This window comes from Streptomyces sparsus (genome assembly GCF_054776295.1).
This window is the reverse complement of sequence record NZ_BAAHCA010000858.1, coordinates 1-2,107: the sequence shown is the minus strand read 5'-3', so window position 1 is coordinate 2,107 and position 2,107 is coordinate 1. Positions and strand designations below refer to the sequence as shown.

At 70.8% G+C, this 2,107-nt stretch carries 3 protein-coding genes; all 3 read right to left on the bottom strand.

Annotation, left to right across the window (positions count from 1 at the left end; all coding sequences use genetic code 11):
- Positions 1–77: 77 nt before the first annotated feature.
- Positions 78–740 (bottom strand): HAD-IA family hydrolase, encoded by a 663-nt coding sequence (locus tag ACYVE9_RS24220; protein ID WP_461030022.1) that lies wholly within the window; start codon positions 738–740, stop codon positions 78–80.
- A gap of 404 nt (positions 741–1,144) precedes the next feature.
- The gene (locus ACYVE9_RS24215) at positions 1,145–1,555 is read right to left on the bottom strand and encodes an SRPBCC family protein (RefSeq protein WP_461030021.1); all 411 of its coding nucleotides are present in this window, start codon (positions 1,553–1,555) and stop codon (positions 1,145–1,147) included.
- A gap of 260 nt (positions 1,556–1,815) precedes the next feature.
- On the bottom strand, positions 1,816–2,107 hold a 292-nt coding region (locus ACYVE9_RS24210), incomplete at its 5' end, for a peptidoglycan-binding domain-containing protein (RefSeq protein WP_461030020.1).

Here is a 2,107-nt window from a genome sequence, read left to right as displayed (position 1 = left end):
GCCGGGTCAGGCGGTTCAGGCGCCGGCGGGTCGGGCCGGTCGGGTCCGGTGGATCGGGCCCCGCGGGCCCCGACCGGTCAGTTCAGGTGCAGGCGCACGCCGCCGTCGAGGATCTCCACCCGCAGGTTCTCCAGGGTCGGCACATGGGCGTCGGGCAGGAAGGCCGCGGCCCGGGGGCCGACACCGAGCACCCGCATGCCGGCGGCGCGGCCGGCGGCGATGCCCGCTTCGGAGTCCTCGAAGACGACGCAGTCCGCCGGGTCGACGCCCAGCTCGGCGGCGCCCTTGAGAAAGCCCTCAGGGTCGGGCTTGCTGGCGCTGACCGACTCCGCGGTGACGCGGACGTCCGGCGTGCGAAGCCCGGCGGCGGCCATCCGGGCCGTGCTCAGCGGAACGTCGGCGGAGGTCACCAGCGCGTGCGGCACCCGCTCCACGGCGGCCAGGAAGGCCTCGGCGCCGGGTATCGCGACGATGCCCTCGGTGTCGGCGGTCTCCAGTGCCAGCAGCCGCCGGTTGTCGGCGTGGTTGAGCTCCATCGGGCGGTCCGGCAGCAGGGCGGCCATGGTGGCGTAGCCCTGCCGTCCGTGCACGACGGCCAGCACCTCGGCCGGGTCGAGACCCTGTTCCGCGGCCCAGCCGCGCCACACCCGCTCCACCGCGGCGTCCGAGTTGACCAGGGTGCCGTCCATGTCGAGCAGCAGCGCGCGGGCAGTGAGCGTGAGGGGTGCGGTGGCGGCCATGCGAGCGGCTCCAGGGTGGGAGGAGAAGAGCGGTTCCGCCCGCCGGTCAGGGAAACCCGCCGTCAGGTGCGGGAACGGGCGGAACCACTTTGTTCCATCACCATACAAAACGCGGGGGCACTCGCGCCACCCCTCCCCGGCCGGGGAGCAGGAACGGTCCTGTTCGAGAAGGGCGCAAGGGCGCGCAGGGGTGACGGCTGATCCATCGGACACCGGCTGACCGGCCAGCGGCGATCACTGTTCTGTGTCATCGAACTTGGATCGTTGGCCATCGAAGTTGGGCGACCGCTGATCGGGTCTGAGTACCCCAGGTGGACGTCATGCGTCAGCTCTCCCCGTCCATGACCGGCCAGCCCTCCGGTTCCGAGGCGAACACGTGGATCCGCCGGAACCGGAGGAGGGCCCTAATCGGACTCCAGCAGCTCCTTGAGGCGGGCCAGGTCGGCAGCGACCATGCCGGCGTCACGCTCGAACTCGGCGTCGCTCATCTCCGGCCGGCGACGGAGGGTGAACACGACCTCGCTCCCTCCGCCGCTGGTGATCACGCGGACCGGGTTGTAGACGGCCTCCCCGGAGGGCAGCGTGACGACGTGGTCGAGCACGCCCAGCTCGTTACGCGGCGCGAAGGTGATCACGACCCGTCCCATGGGAGAGAACTCCGCGACCCAATGGTCTTCGACCTTCTCGATGGATTCTCCCAGGCCGTGGGCCCACGCGGGCAGGTTGGCGGGGTCCGAGGCGTAGACGTAGACATCGTTGACGGTGCGGTCGACATACGTACTGAGATGACGTGATTCCTCGCCGATGCTGTTCATGGCGGTGACGGTAATGGACTGCGGTCAGCGTCCTCTTGAACGAATCGGACACGCGTGATGCGCCGGACAGAGCCTCAACGTAGCGACCGCGTGGAATCTCAGACGGCCTGGTCCGACTTCCTTTCGGTCCGATTCCATCGGCGTTGGAATGGGCCGCCGGCTACCGCAGCGACCCGTCATCGATGTCAGGCCACCGGCTACCGCTCTGGTCAGGCCTCACGCCTCCGCACGAGCGTCACCAACGTTCCCGGACAGCACACCTACGTGCGGCTCTCCAGCGACGCGCGGGTGTTCGGGCCGTAGACGCCCGGCTCGTCGCCCCGCACGCCGTAGCCGTTCTGGTAGCGCAGGACGGCGTACTCCACCCCGCGGTCGTAGCGTCCGTCCATCCGCCGGTCGTAGAGGTAGAGCTGACGCAACCGCCGCTGGAGGTCCTGCACGGCGGGGCCGCTGTCGCCGCGGCGCAGCGTGCCCGAGGGGGCCTCGTCGCCGCCCTCCTCGCCCTCGTCGTCCTCGTCCTCGCCGCCGCCCTGCGGCTGCTGCCCGCCGGAG

Bases quoted from the DNA above. Each gene is read 5' to 3' on its own strand.
- ACYVE9_RS24215 (WP_461030021.1), bottom strand. From the start codon at position 1,555: ATGAACAGCATCGGCGAGGAATCACGTCATCTCAGTACGTATGTCGAC.
- ACYVE9_RS24220 (WP_461030022.1), bottom strand. From the start codon at position 740: ATGGCCGCCACCGCACCCCTCACGCTCACTGCCCGCGCGCTGCTGCTC.